This is a genomic window from Yoonia ponticola (assembly GCF_014199395.1).
GTDB lineage: Bacteria > Pseudomonadota > Alphaproteobacteria > Rhodobacterales > Rhodobacteraceae > Yoonia > Yoonia ponticola.
The window spans coordinates 50,734-64,101 of sequence record NZ_JACIJM010000014.1 but is presented as its reverse complement, the minus strand read 5'-3'; the positions used below and the strand labels follow the sequence as shown (position 1 = coordinate 64,101).

Sequence of the window (13,368 nt, the reverse complement as noted above, 5' to 3'; positions counted from 1 at the left end):
AAAAGTTGTCTCGACGATGATCCGCACATCCATGGCAATTCCTCTGCTGTGAAATCACCATCATAGACAAATACCCCCAGGTTTTGCCCACTCCCCAAGGCATCGCATTCCTTCAGGGCTAGATGATGGCTGGCTATTCACCGTGGGAATGCGCGGCCTGAGGTGCCAACCATCGCGACAAGTAAACGCGCTCGAAAGCGAAGACAGCGATCATTCCGACAGCCGCATACAGAACGATCATTGGATCACTTTGAAGCTTCATTACGGTGAAAGCTGCCAATACAATTGCATCGAGAGAGAGCGCAGACAAAAGCACGATACTGGAGGCGCCAACTTCGGTTCGACGATAGCGGAACACGCCCCAATGTATGATCATGTCCATGACGAGGTAAAAGAAGGCACCAAGGGATGCGATCCGTCCCAAATCAAAGAGCACGGCCAGCGTCGAGGCGATAACGACTGTATAGACCAGCATATGCCGTTGGACAGCCCCGGACATGCCAAAATGGCTGTGCGGGATCATTTTCATCTCCGTCAGCATGGTCAGCATCCGCGACACTGCGAAAACGCTGGCCAGCACGCCGGATGCTGTGGCCACGGCCGCCAACACGACCGTCAAGTAAAAGCCGACCTGCCCGAGTGCGGGCTCAGCCGCCTGGGCCAGCGAATAGTCGCGCGCGGCGATGATTTCGTCGATTGTCAGGCTCGCGCCCACGCCAAAGGCCACAAGCAGGTAGACCACCACGCAGATCGCGATGGACAGCATGATAGTGCGGCCCACATTGCGGTGGGGATCGGTGATTTCGCCGCCGCTGTTGGTGATCGTGGTAAAGCCCTTGAAGGCAAGGATCGCCAGCGCAACGGACGCGATGAAGCCTGTCACCCCAAAGGTCTCGGCCGTTTCTGACGCGGCGGCGAACTGAAACCCGCTTGACCAGAGTGCTGCGATACCGAACAGCGCGATGCCCCCGATCTTGATCGCCGCCATGATTAGAGAGAATAGCCCGACGGAGCGGTTTCCTGCGATGTTGACCAAGAATGCGAACACGATCACGGCAACCGCCAGAACGGGCACAAGTGGCCCGCCCGTGATATCGAAAGGCCGCAAGACATAAGTGGCGAATGTCCGTGCGACGAGGCTTTCCGCGATCACCATGCTGAGCGCCATCAAAAGCGCCGCTCCCGCCGCGACCGCCCCCGATCCATAGCATTTCTGAAGGATCATCGCGATGCCCCCTGCCGAGGGCCAGGCGTTCGACATCTTGATGTAGCTGTAAGCGCTGAAGCTGGTCACGATGGCACCAGCGATGAACGCGAGTGGAAATAGTGGTCCAGCCAGCTGGGCGATTTGTCCGGTCAGGGCAAAGATGCCCGCACCGATCATCACGCCCGTGCCCATGGCAACAGCTCCGCCAAGGCTGATCGAGCCTTCACGGTAGCCGTCGTTCCCATCGTGGTTTTTATTGTGTTTCTGCATTTCGATCTGCCTTGGTTGCTTTTTAGGTCGTTACGCCTCTGCGCATGCCCACCCGATAGGTTTCAGGCCGCCAGAAGTCCCGACCCTGGGCGTCTGATGAAATCGCGACTACTCCCGTTGCGAGGGTGCGCCGTAGATCCGCCGGGAAGTTTGCGAACGCCATGTGACTACAACGGCGGCCCCTTGCAGAGCGATAACTGACGCCACAAGGGCAACGAACGGCCATCGCGCCCAGTTCGGCTCAGGCATTTGGCGGTGAAAATCAAGAAAATGAAAGAACAAGAAATAGGCCGTGTGCAGCACTGCCAGCCACCACAGAACATAAGCGCCCTGCTGGATGTATTTCCACACGGACGTGCCAAGTACCCTTTGGCTGAAATTATTCGACGTACCGGCAAGCACAAAGCCGTAGAGCAGTGCCGCGATCCCAACCACATTGGCCAGCGCAAACCCGTGCTGAAGCATCACGTAGCGTTGCAGCTGGGGGTGAAACTCAAAACCGAACAGCCGTGCAAAATCAAGCTCGACCCAGCCGATCAGTATGATGATGGTATGCACCGTCGCCGCCAGAACCGCATAAATACCGAGCTCGCGTCGGTACGGCATGAGCTTCCGTAAAAAGGGCGCAGACGACAAGCGTGCGAGCGGCCCAATCGCCATTGCAGCAACGATGAGCAGCAGTGAAAGATCCCCCAGCGCTCGGTTGTAGCGGTGCATCTCCGACCACTCGGCACGCGAAGCAAGCAGCAGGTATCCCGTCAGCACGGACGTTCCTATGATTAGTACGTGCCGCAGAAGGGCGGGTTTTTTCATCATGGTTTCAGATACCGTATGTTTGCAGTCTTCCAAAGATGTTTTAGGCACGCAAATAGCACATCAGATCGGCTTTCGCTTCCAATCAGCGTTCAACATTCTGCAGAGTGTTGACGTTTGGTATGAAAGCCGGAACCCGGCTGGCATACCTGTCCCAGCTTTCGCCAAAACGGGCGCGACTGTCCCCCTCCTCGCCGCGGGCAAGCCGTGCGTACATCCAGACCAGCACCGGGAACATCGCGAGCGTCAGGAGGGTCGGCCATTGCACGAGAAAGCCCAGCATGATCAGCACGAACCCCACATACTGGGGATGGCGAATGCGGGCATAGGGGCCTGTCGTCGCAAGCAACCCCTGACGCTGCGCGTTCCACAGATGGTACCATGCCACGGATATGAGCCAGAAGCCGCCGCCGATAAAGACGAAGCTCAGGAGGTGGAACGGCCCGAAATGCGGGTTCGATTGCCAGCCGAACATCATTTCGGGGAGATGTCCGCTGTCGTGGGCAAACCAGTCTACCTCCGGCCAGGTCGATTGCAGCCAGCCGGAAAGAAAGAAGATGGTCAACGGGAATCCATACATCTCGGTGAAGAGAGCTACGACAAAGGCGCTGAACGCTCCAAAACTGCGCCAGTCGCGTTTTGTCTGCGGCTTGAAGAAACTGAAGGCGAAAATGATGAACACCGCCGAATTGATAAATACTAGCAGCCAGAGTCCATAGGAAGCACCTGCATCGGTCATTACTGGTCGTCTCCCTTACCGTGCCCGCCGTGGCCTCCATGACCGCCGTGCATGAAGAAGTGCATTCCAACGCAAAGCAGCAATGGCAGCCAGATCAGCAATCCGCTGCTCAGGATGTGCACCCGGTGCTCGTAACCCAGGAGAAGGCCGCCAACTGCCAGCGCAACGATCAGATAGATGCCGGCGCGTGATCGCCAGAATGAGGGCGGGCGGGGGGCATGCTCCGATTGACTTTGATTAACATGTGATGGATCAGGTTGATGGGTCACGTTGTGGCTTCCTTTCTAGATCTTTGCGCCGCGAAGGCGCAGCGAATTGAGCACCACCGAGATCGACGAGGCGCTCATGGCGAAGGCGGCAAACATCGGGCTGATGAGGATGCCGAAGAACGGAAACAGCACCCCCGCCGCGACAGGCACGCCAGAGGCGTTGTAGATCAGCGCGAAGAACAGGTTCTGCCGGATATTACGCATGGTGGCCCGTGCGAGCCGCCGTGCGCGCACGATACCGTCGAGGTTGCCCTTGACCAGTGTGATGCCCGCGCTTTCGATGGCCACATCGGCCCCGGTGCCCATGGCAATGCCGACATCGGCCTGTGCCAAGGCCGGTGCGTCATTGACGCCATCGCCGGCCATCGCGACCTTGCGGCCCTGCTGCTGCAATTCCTTGATGATCCGTGCCTTGTCCTCCGGCAGCACATCGGCCCGGATCTCGTCTATGCCCAGACGCGCGCCGATGGCCTTGGCCGTGCGTTCGTTGTCTCCGGTTGCCATGATAACGCGGAACCCCAATTCATGCAGATCCTTGATGGCGGCGGGTGTGGTTTCCTTCACCGGGTCAGCGACCCCGACAAGACCGGCGATCTTGCCATCCAGCACCACGAACATTACTGTCTCGCCCTCGTCGCGACGGGCATTTGCCTTGGCGGTCAGGTCGCCCGCCTCAAGGCCAAGGTCCCGGATCATCGCCAGATTGCCGAGCGCGACCGCTTTGCCGTCGACGACCCCCTTGACGCCCTTGCCGGTGACCGCCTCGAAGTCGTCGGCATTAGCCATCTTCACATCGCGCTCTTCCGCGCCGCGCACGATGGCCTCGGCAAGCGGGTGTTCCGATCCGCGCTCCAGCGATGCGGCGAGACGCAGGACCTCGGCCTCGTCGTGACCGGGTTGCGGCAGGACGGCGACAAGCTGCGGCTTGCCCATCGTCAACGTGCCGGTCTTGTCGACGATCAGGGTATCGACCTTCTCGAACCGCTCCAGCGCCTCGGCGTTCTTGATAAGTACCCCGGCCTGGGCCCCCCGCCCCGTCGCCGTCATGATCGACATCGGCGTGGCGAGGCCGAGCGCACAGGGACAGGCGATGATCAACACGGCGACAGCCGAGATCAATGCGTAGGACAGCGCAGGCGCGGGCCCCCAGATCGCCCATGCGATGAAGGACAGGAGCGCGATACCGATCACGGCCGGAACGAAATATCCCGCCACTTTGTCGGCATACTTCTGGATCGGTGCGCGCGACCGTTGCGCGTTGGAGACCATCTCGACGATCTGCGCCAGCATCGTGTCGGATCCGACCCGCGTCGCCTCCATCACGAGGCTGCCGGTGCCGTTGATGGTGGCACCGGTCAACGGGTCGCCCTCGGTCTTCTCGACTGGCACGGGTTCTCCAGAGATCATGCTTTCGTCGACTGAGGACCGGCCTTCCAGAACCACGCCATCTACCGGCACCTTGTCTCCGGGACGCACGCGCAGCCGGTCGCCGACCTGCACATCCTCCAGCGGAATCTCCTCTTCGGATCCGTCGTCCCGGATGACCCGCGCGGTCTTTGCCGCCATGTCGAGAAGCGCGCGGATCGCCTTGCCAGTGCCTTCACGGGCGCGCAATTCCATCACCTGGCCAAGCAGCACAAGCGTCACGATCACCGCCGCCGCCTCGAAATAGACGCCGACATGACCTTCGGCGTCGCGAAATCCGTCCGGGAATATGCCGGGTGCCAGAACGGCGACGACGCTGAAGAGCCAGGCCGCGATTACCCCCATACCGATCAGGGAGAACATGTTGAGATTCATCGTCCGGAACGAATTCCAGCCCCGAACCAGAAACGGCCAGCCGCACCAAAGAACCACCGGGGTCCCGAAAACCAACTCGATCCAGAGGGTTGCGCGCTCGCCGAAAATCTCGCGCACTCCCGGAAAGCCGAGATAGGGACCCATGGTGAGGATCAGAAGCGGAATGGTCAGTACCGTGCCAACCCAGAAACGCCGGGTGAAATCCACCAGTTCGGGGTTCGGGCCGTCGTCCATCGGGACCCCGGACTCAAGCTCCAGCCCCATTCCGCAGATCGGGCAGGAGCCGTGCTCGACCTGGCGAACCTGCGGGTGCATCGGACAGGTGTAGACGGCGCCGTCATAGCCCTCCGGGACGGTATCGTATCTGCCGTCCGCCGGGGCGGCACCAGCGTTATGGTCATGACCGTGGTGATCATGCCCGGCATGGCTGTCGAGCTCCGCCTCGGGCACAAGATGCATCCCGCATTTCGGGCAATCGCCCGGACCGTTCTGCCGTACCTCAGGGTGCATCGGGCAGGCGTAAATGTTGGATTCGGTTTCATGTGAAGCATGGCTTACTTGGTCGTTCATTCGGTTGTCCTCTCGGCGGGATTCGGGTCCAGCCTAATTGTTCCGGCAACTGGAAGGTCAAGGGCTGTCACCACAGAAAGGATCGCTTCGGCCAATAAACCGGCAATTCCGATCGCATTCGTTGGATGGGGTATGGTGTCGGTGGTGATGATCCTTGCCGCACCAGCCGACAGAATGGCGTCCTGAGCGCCGTGCGCAAAGACCGCATGGATAGCCAGGCAGACAGGCGCGGCGGTTCCGGCCGCAAGCAACCTTTCGACGGCACGAGCCATCGAGGACCCCGAAGACGCGATGTCGTCGAGGATCATCGGTGTGCCTTCGCGCAGCGCCGCGCTTTCGGGCACACTGACATCGACACTGCGGTCACCGGATCTCACCTTGCGCAAGACCTCATAGGGCCGTCCGGCCAGCCGGGCCACCTCAGCCACCCATTGTTGGCTTTCGCTGTCAGGGCCCAGAAGAACGGCGTCTGGCAGGTTCGTGCTGATCCAGGTCGCAAGCAGCGGGGCGGATACGGCGCGAATGGCAGGCATCGGGAAGACATTTTGCAGCCGCGCGATGCGGTGCAGATGCGGATCCACGGTCACCAGCCAGTCGAAACTTTCCCCCAGGAATTGCGCGAACAGCGGTGCGCTTACCGCCTGCCCGCGCTCGAAGCGATGGTCCTGCCGCATGTAGCCAAGATAAGGCGCGATCAATCCGACGCGACGCGCGCCCATCTCGCGCGCCGTCGCCGCGGCGAAGCGCAAGGGCAGGGCAAGGCGATCGGGATCGCGCAAAGTCGCCAGAAATGCCACATCGGCCCCGTCCAGATCGCCGGGCAGCGAAATCAGGCTTTCGCCATCTGGGAAGTGGTGCCAGTCGAGAGCGAGCAGGTCCGCCCCAAGCGCGGGTGCCAGGTCTTCGGCAAGCGGCCTCATCTCGGGAAACGCGACAAGGATCATGACACTGCCTCGGACAGCGTCAGCACCCCGGTCTGGGACTCCGCGTAAGCCAGGGCATAGGCCAGTTCGCCTGGTGTCTCGGCATGAAGCTCATAAAGCGGCTGGCCCTTGTCCACCCAATCCCCGATCCGCACCAGAAGGCGGATGCCGGCGCTCTTCTGACGCGGGGCCCCGGCCAGCTTGGCGATGCGTGCGATGCGTCGGTTGTCGATGGCGGTCAACTGGCCCGCATGAGGGGCGCGTATTTCGATCTGCTGCGCTGCGGTTCCGGGTTTGCGGAAACCGCCCTGTGCCGCGCAAATTGCCATGAACTTTGCCTCCGCTGCACCACTATCGAGAAGCGCCTGCGCGCGGTCCCGCCCCCGCCCAGCAACGGCGTGCGGTGCGAGGTCCAGAAGATGTCCGGCCAGATCCAGCGCCCGCGCACGCAGGTCGCCAGGTGCATCCGGCGCGCGCCGCAAAACCGCGAGCACGTCGTGCGCCTCCAGCGCCGGGCCCATGCCACGTCCCACCGGGGCCACGCCATCGCTGATATGTAGCGCCAGGTTCAGACCCAACGCCTTGCCCACCGAAGACAGCCGTATCCCGAGTGCCTCCGCCGCTCCGGCAGACCGCACCTTGGCCGTTGGTCCGACCGGCATGTCGATCAGAACATGGGTGGCACCGGCGGCCGCCTTTTTAGACAGTACGCTCGCTACGAGTTGACCGGTGGAGTCGAAATCGAGGGGGCGTTCGACACGGATAAAATGATCGTCGGCAGGACTGAGGGCGAGCCCGCCACCCCAGACGAGGCAACCGCCCTCGGCTTCGACCACCCGGCGCAGCGCGGCGGCGTCAAGCGCGACGGGCGCCATCACCTCCATGGTGTCGGCGGTTCCGGCAGGCGATGTGATCGCACGGCTCGACGTCTTGGGGATCAGATGCCCCGCCGCCGCGACGATCGCGACGACGATGGGTGTCGTCCGGTTGCCCGGCAATCCGCCGACGCAATGCTTATCGAGGACAGTGTGCTGCCCCCAGTCGAGCGTCTGCCCTGCTTCCTTCATGGCGCGGGTCAGCGCCACGGTTTCGGCCTCGTTCAGCCTGTCGCCGGCGCAGGCGGTCACGAAGGCGGCAAGGTCGAGGTCCGATAACCGGCTGTCGAGCGTGTCGTGCACGATCGTCGCGAACCCGGCCCGGTCCAGCCTCTCGCCATAGGCTTTCGCCCGGATCATAGACGCCGAAGCGGGCGGTTCAGGGTGCGAGAAAGCGGCTTCGTCTCCAATCTCAGCGCCAAGCGCGGCCCACGCGGAAACGGACAATGCCGCCTGGTCCACGGCAAGCCATGCTCCGCGGCCGACGACATTCAGGGTCGCGATGATCCAGCGGTCCTTCAGGTCGATCCGTATGCGTGTCTGAGCAGCAAACCCCTCGGAACGGCAAACGTGACAGTCTTCATGCATGTAGACGACCAGCTGCCGGTAGGTGTCGATGCGGGAAGAGACCAGGGCAAGCGTTTCGGTCATCGCGGCCTGTCCAGGTAGACGGATTCGAGATGTTCGGGCACGCGCGCGGATCGCCCTAGCTCGTGTTCGACGCGGAATCGCAGGGTATCGGCGGCGACAGGTTCCCCATGGGTGAGATAGGTCATCTCGGGGGCGGGACCGGCGGACATCCAGCGCAGGATCTCATCGGCATCGGCATGTCCGGAAAAGGACTGGAGCTGAACCACTTCGGCCTCGATCGGGAACTCCCGTCCGAACATGCGCAATGTCCGCGCGCCTCCGGCCAGCGCCGCGCCGCGCGTGCCACCGGCCTGGAAACCGGAGAGCAAGATCGCGTTCCGCCGATCGCCGCCGAAGCTGGCCAGATGGTGCAGGATACGCCCGCCGGTCAGCATTCCGCTGGCGGAGACGATGATCATCGGGCCCTGGCGCGTGTTCAGCTCCTTGGATTGCTCGACCGTGTTTACCCTCTTGGCGATCTCGAACATCGCAATGCAGTCTTCGCGGCTGACGTGGTGCTCGGCGTGATGACGGTGATAGATCTCGGTCGCATTCACCGCCATCGGGCTGTTGAGGAACACCGGGACATAGGGAATATCGCCGCGCTCCATCAATCGCGCAATGTGCAGCATCAGCCCCTGCGCCCGTCCGACGGCAAAGGACGGGATCAGCACCGTGCCGCCGCGGGCAAAGGTGCGTTTGAGGATCGGAGCCAGTTCGGCTTCTGGGTCCACGTCGGAATGGGACCGGTTGCCATAGGTGGACTCGCAGACCAGAACATCTGCTCCGCCGAATGGCTGGGGCGATCGCATCAGCGGATCGGGATCATGGCCCAGATCGCCGCTGAAATGGACAACCCTGCCGCCGACCTCAAGCCGGATCTGCGCCGCCCCGAGCAGATGCCCCGCCGGAATGAAACGGGCCGCGATGCCGTCGCCTAAATCTATTCGCCGGTCGAAGGGGTGAAGATCAAAGCGGTCCAGCGCGGCCTTTGCATCCTTGAGCGTATAGAGCGGTTTTGGCTTCTTGTGTTTGGAATATCCCCTCCGCGCGGCAAAGCGCGCCTCTTCTTCCTGGATATGGCCGCTGTCGGGCAGAATAAGCCCGCACAGATCTGCCGTTGCTTCTGTGCAAAGAACCCGCCCGCGAAACCCCGCCCGGATCAGTGTCGGCAGATATCCCGAATGGTCCAGATGAGCATGGGTGAGCAGCACAGTGTCGATGGTGTTGACACGCACAGGGAAAGGTTTGCGATTGCGCGCCCGCAACTGCTTGAAGCCCTGGAACAGCCCGCAATCGACCAGAATGCGCCGCCCCAGGGCCTCGACCAGATAGCGCGATCCCGTCACCGTCCCGGCGGCGCCAAGAAAGCGCAGTTTCGGACGTGCGGTCGGGATCACGTCGCTGTTCCCCTTGCCGCGATGGCGTTGTAAAGGCCGCCGAAGATCAGCGCGGCGTACCAACCGTAGAGAAAGCTCTCGACCAGCCCGATGATGAAGCCCACCGGGGTCAGCCAGACGAAACCGGGCAGCAGACCGGACCAGGTTTCATACATTGCATAGGCGGGAAAGATCAGATCGAATGCGATGCACACAAGGTAGGTCAGCGCCAGGAACAGGCTCAGCGCCCAACCAAGCGGCACAACCGGCAGACGCACACGCCCTGCCCCGGCAGGCCCGCCCATGACGCAGGCCCCGCACGTCATGCGCAGGGCCAGGAAAAGGATCACCGCGACTGCGGTGAAATAGAAAATGGGCATCATGGCTTTCTCCCTTCTTGTCGTGGATCCGGACGGAGCGCGAACACATCCGCTGGACGGCGCCGGTTCAGGATGGGCGCACCAAGCGCCAGACGCCCATCCTGCGGTGGCTTTGCCTCGGCCCTAGCCGCAGCAGCAGCCGGATTTGGCCGGTTTTGCCTTTACGGGTTCCGCGACCTGCGGTTCGACATTTGCTTTCGGCTGCGCGTCGGTCTTGCCACCGCAACATCCGCCCTGTTTTTGCTGTGCTGTGTCTTGCGTCTGAGAAGTTGATCGGTCGTCCATCTGGACCTCCTTTTGTTTGGTTTCGTTCTATAGACGCGCCCCGACCGGAAGCATTACAGAAATTGACAACCTGTCGGTCTTCGTTAGTATAGGAGCAAGTGTATCGCTCTGCCGTAGGAAGGCGTCGATATTGCAGACAGAGTTACTGCATCCCGGCAGGCTATCGGCTGACCGGTGCCATAGGTTACAGCAGCCGCCGCGCGGCCCATCCGATCACCTCGAAACCTCGCGCGCGCCAGCCGCGGGAATGCCAAGCCCGAAGAGTGACTTCGCGGGCATCCGAAAGATCTTGCAGATATTGGGCCTGCAACTGCCCTGCCAGCACGCGGTCATGTGCGACCAGAACCAGCTCCTGATTGACGAACAGGCTTCGGTAGTCGAGGTTAGCTGACCCGATGATCGACCAGCCTGTATCGACGACCGACGTCTTGGCATGCAATGGACGGGGCAGATACTCGTAGACCCTCACGCCCGCCGTGAGAAGCTGCGCATATGCCGCCCGCGTCGCCCAGCCAGCGACCATAGGATCGCTCGTGCGAGGCACCAACACACGGACGTCCACGCCGCGACGCGCGGCATCCTGAAGCGCCCGGTCGACCACGGTGCCCGGACCGAAATAGGGCGACGTCAGATAAACGCAGGTCTGTGCCATCCCGATCAGTCCCGCGTGCAGACAGGCAAGCCTCTTTTGACACTTGCGCGAATAGCTCGGTACCAGCAGTCCTTCGATTGCGTCGGCCTCTTCGGGAATGGCGTTTGATGGAAGCGGGCGGGCGTCCTGCCAGAGCCGGTCGAAGTGGCTTTCGGCAAGCGTCGCCAACGGCGCCGGGACACGCACATGTGTATCGCGCTGGCGAGTCTCGCCGTGAAGCCGACGCGAGTTCAACCGGCGGATGTTGAAACCGCTCAGGAACGCTTCCCGGCCGTCCAATATGAGAAGCTTGCGGTGGTTGCGTTGAAAATATCGCAGCGGGTGTCGGAGATCAAAGGGACGAAACCAGCGAAACCGCACGCCGCTGCGTTCCAGTTCCCGCCGAAACTTGTCGAAATTCCGCTGGCCGGCACCGAAAGCGTCGAGATGCAACCGCACGTCAAGCCCGGTTCGCGCTTTGGCTGCGAGCAAGGCGACAAAACGCGCCCCGACTTCGTCGGCGGCAAAGATGTAGGATTCCATCCAGATCGTTTCGGTCGCGCCCTCTATCGCCGCGAGCATCGCATCGAAAAGAGCATCTCCCTCGACGAACAGCTGGAAAGCGCCCTGCCCTTCGCCCAGATTTGGCACACAGATCGCTTGCCGGGCCTGCGGCAACGTCACGGAATTTTGACGAGATGCGTGCGAGCTGCTCATGATCGCGGCTTACCGCCCCACCGGTCCAGTCGCAACATCGGCGTCACGAAGCCGACGCTATGCTTGGAACGCGAATTCGCAAGGAGGCACATCCGTCAGGTGTCCGCTACTTCATGCGCGCCGTGCTGGGACCAGACACAATTGCAGTTGTTGTGGCTGCAACTGCGATCCTGCAAAGGGTTGCGATAGTGAAATCGGGCGAACGGCAGCAGCAGGCGCATAGGCAACGACAGCCGGTAGGCCTGGCCCAAGGCGTCGTCCGTGTCGTTCGATCCCAGCTTTCCGACCAGGTAGTCGATCCCGCGAGGCCCGCGTGTTCGCCGATCACCGGGTTTCTGCCCTGCATCGCGGTGCGCGGCAATCGGACATTCCCGAAACCCCCGAAGCCTCTCGGTCTTTGCATTTGCAGCCCGGCGTGACGTTCGAAATATGATACAGTCGCCGCGAGATATTCTGCCTGATCGTGAAAGCCCGAGAACATGTAACTGGCCACCGCGCCGCGTCCTTGGTGCACGAGCAAATAGGCGTAGCCCTTCGAGGCTATCTCCGCCCCGAACGCCAGCCACGCACCATCGGCCATGGTCGTGTCAAAGACGTAGCCCACGGCGATGATATCGGCCCGCCGTGGCCCGCCCGCCAGGATCATATTGCCCGCGGTTCTTTTCACGCGATCATTGAATCGCACCTCGACCCCGGCTGCGCGGGCCCGATCCAGCAAGGCCCGGTCGAGCGTTCCCGTGGCATTGCCGCGCCGCAACAGATAGAACAGGGGTTGCGATCCATGCACCCGGTGCGCTGTGGCGCGGCTGTCGAACACGACGCCATCGGTCACGCCAAAATGATCGAAATCTGCGGCGGCCCCTGCCTCCGCCAATTCGTCCGGAACGTTCCCGTCGGCGGTCCAGTTTTCAAGGCGTTGAAAGTGGTCGCGGAACCGATGGCCGACATCTTCGTGCCACTCTCGCACCACGACCCGACGATTGGCGTTGGCCAAAACGATTGCACAGACCAGACCTGCGGGACCGGCCCCGACGATTTCAATCGTTTTGTCTTCAGGGTCGGCGGCACCTGGCGTTAGCGCCATCATACGAACCCTCCTCGATGCGATCGACGTCCTGACAGGCCGGGTTTATCTGCGCAATGTGAGTCAGATCCCGTAAGCCCAGGCCGGCAGTCGCCCCATATGGACCTCAACCGTCCTGACACCGGGCACGTTTTCGACGGCAACCCGGATCGCATTCTCCTCGAAATCGCTGTCGGCGACACCCCAGACGGCGACATTCCCCTTGTCCACTGTGTAGTTGATTAGGTTGACCACTGCACCAGGCACTTCTTTCAGAGCCTCTTCAATCTTCGCACGCAGCACGCGGTCGTCCTCCGACGGCTCCGGCAGCGCCCCATCCTGAAGCGCCGACAAGGCGTGGAGCAGGTTCGCCCGGCTCACAATGCCGACCACTTTGCCGGTTCTCACTACCGGCACGCGCTTAATCCGGTGCTTTTCCAGAAGGCTCGCGATTTCCGCGACATTCGTATCCTCTTCTACTGAAACCACATCCCTTGTCATCACGTCCTCGACGCGGTGGCTTTTGAGCTTCACGAAATCCCTGGCAGCATCGCCCGATCCGCCCAGCACCTCGAGCCACCATGACCGGCGTGGTCCGTCTGTTTCGCGGACACGCCGCATGAGGTCGCCTTCGCTGACAAGTCCCTTGAGGTCGCCCTCGGCGTCAACGACGGGCAGCGCGCTGATATTGTGGTCGAGCATCAAGCGTACCGCGTCCTCGATTTGTCCCTCCAGCGGGACCGAGATCACCGATGTTGTCATGATATCCCTGGCTTGCATGTCATAGTCTCCTTCTTGAATTTTGGCTGGTTCAGCA

General features: G+C 61.7%; 13 protein-coding genes. All 13 read right to left on the bottom strand.

Annotated features, from left to right (window positions below):
* Positions 1-133: 133 nt before the first annotated feature.
* The gene (locus tag FHS72_RS16975) at positions 134-1,477 is read right to left on the bottom strand and encodes an APC family permease (RefSeq protein WP_008282879.1); all 1,344 of its coding nucleotides are present in this window, start codon (positions 1,475-1,477) and stop codon (positions 134-136) included.
* Positions 1,478-1,585: 108 nt separating this feature from the next.
* Positions 1,586-2,293, bottom strand: a complete 708-nt coding sequence (locus FHS72_RS16970; protein WP_024099373.1) for a ferric reductase-like transmembrane domain-containing protein — start codon at positions 2,291-2,293, stop codon at positions 1,586-1,588.
* An 82-nt stretch (positions 2,294-2,375) separates the two neighbouring features.
* Positions 2,376-3,029 (bottom strand): methyltransferase family protein, encoded by a 654-nt coding sequence (locus FHS72_RS16965; protein WP_018065789.1) that lies wholly within the window; start codon positions 3,027-3,029, stop codon positions 2,376-2,378.
* Entirely contained in the window at positions 3,029-3,298 is a 270-nt protein-coding gene (locus FHS72_RS18635) for a DUF2933 domain-containing protein (protein WP_079921059.1), read from the bottom strand. Before FHS72_RS18635 ends, FHS72_RS16965 begins: the two co-directional genes overlap by 1 nt.
* Positions 3,299-3,313: 15 nt before the next feature.
* Positions 3,314-5,668 carry a copper-transporting P-type ATPase gene (locus FHS72_RS16955; RefSeq protein ID WP_183530931.1) on the bottom strand — a complete coding sequence of 785 codons (2,355 nt, stop codon included), beginning with the start codon at positions 5,666-5,668 and terminating at the stop codon, positions 3,314-3,316.
* The gene (locus FHS72_RS16950) at positions 5,665-6,612 is read right to left on the bottom strand and encodes a ribose-phosphate diphosphokinase (RefSeq protein WP_183530930.1); all 948 of its coding nucleotides are present in this window, start codon (positions 6,610-6,612) and stop codon (positions 5,665-5,667) included. Before FHS72_RS16950 ends, FHS72_RS16955 begins: the two co-directional genes overlap by 4 nt.
* Entirely contained in the window at positions 6,609-8,117 is a 1,509-nt protein-coding gene (locus FHS72_RS16945; protein WP_183530929.1) for a thymidine phosphorylase family protein, read from the bottom strand. The genes FHS72_RS16950 and FHS72_RS16945 overlap by 4 nt, the downstream gene beginning before the upstream one ends.
* On the bottom strand, positions 8,114-9,496 hold the full coding sequence (locus tag FHS72_RS16940; protein ID WP_183530928.1) for an MBL fold metallo-hydrolase RNA specificity domain-containing protein: 1,383 nt from the start codon (positions 9,494-9,496) through the stop codon (positions 8,114-8,116). Before FHS72_RS16940 ends, FHS72_RS16945 begins: the two co-directional genes overlap by 4 nt.
* Positions 9,493-9,858, bottom strand: coding sequence for a DUF5676 family membrane protein (locus FHS72_RS16935; protein WP_008282887.1), 366 nt, complete (start codon positions 9,856-9,858; stop codon positions 9,493-9,495). Before FHS72_RS16935 ends, FHS72_RS16940 begins: the two co-directional genes overlap by 4 nt.
* Before the next feature lie 120 nt (positions 9,859-9,978).
* Positions 9,979-10,140: a hypothetical protein gene (locus FHS72_RS16930; protein WP_183530927.1), complete on the bottom strand. Its 162-nt coding sequence runs from the start codon at positions 10,138-10,140 to the stop codon at positions 9,979-9,981.
* 184 nt (positions 10,141-10,324) lie between these two features.
* A complete protein-coding gene (locus tag FHS72_RS16925) occupies positions 10,325-11,488 on the bottom strand; it encodes a phospholipase D-like domain-containing protein (RefSeq protein WP_183530926.1) in 1,164 nt (387 codons plus the stop codon).
* A gap of 106 nt (positions 11,489-11,594) precedes the next feature.
* The gene (locus FHS72_RS16920; RefSeq protein WP_183530925.1) at positions 11,595-12,575 is read right to left on the bottom strand and encodes an NAD(P)/FAD-dependent oxidoreductase; all 981 of its coding nucleotides are present in this window, start codon (positions 12,573-12,575) and stop codon (positions 11,595-11,597) included.
* Positions 12,576-12,635: 60 nt separating this feature from the next.
* On the bottom strand, positions 12,636-13,331 hold the full coding sequence (locus FHS72_RS16915; protein ID WP_183530924.1) for a CBS domain-containing protein: 696 nt from the start codon (positions 13,329-13,331) through the stop codon (positions 12,636-12,638).
* Between the last annotated feature and the right edge of the window lie 37 nt (positions 13,332-13,368).